The organism is Streptomyces sp. SID9727 (assembly GCF_010550605.1).
Lineage (GTDB): Bacteria > Actinomycetota > Actinomycetes > Streptomycetales > Streptomycetaceae > Streptomyces.
In genome coordinates this window covers 1-403 of record NZ_JAAGNI010000180.1, presented here as the reverse complement: position 1 = coordinate 403, position 403 = coordinate 1, and the positions used below count along the sequence as shown (strand labels likewise).

The window sequence follows — 403 nt, the reverse complement described above, 5'->3', positions numbered from 1 at the left end:
GTCCACGCCCGTACCGCCCCCGAGGCGTTCCGTCTCCAGGCCGCCCGGACCCCCGGGCGGATCGCGGTCCGGGCCGGCGCCCAGCAGCTCACCTTCGCGGACCTGGACGCCCGCTCCGACGACCTGGCCCACCACCTCCACGACCGGGGCATCGGCCGCGGCGACCTCGTCGCCCTCGCCGCCGACGGCACCGCGGACCGGGTCGTCGCAATGCTGGCGGTCGCCAAGGCCGGGGCCGCCTGCCTGCCCGTCGACCTGGACTACCCCGAAGCCCGCGTCGCCCACATGCTGGACGACGCCCGCCCGGCCCTGTTCCTCGTCCAGGACGCGGCACGGGCCGCCCGGTTCACGGCCGTGCCCCGCCTCGCGCTCGGCGACCGGTCCGCCTGGCCGGCCGGACGCG

1 protein-coding gene is annotated in these 403 nt (G+C 78.9%); it reads left to right on the top strand.

All coding sequences use genetic code 11. The annotated features are described in order from the left end of the window. A partial coding sequence (locus G3I41_RS12005; RefSeq protein ID WP_164400191.1) for an AMP-binding protein occupies positions 1–403 on the top strand: 403 nt, incomplete at both ends.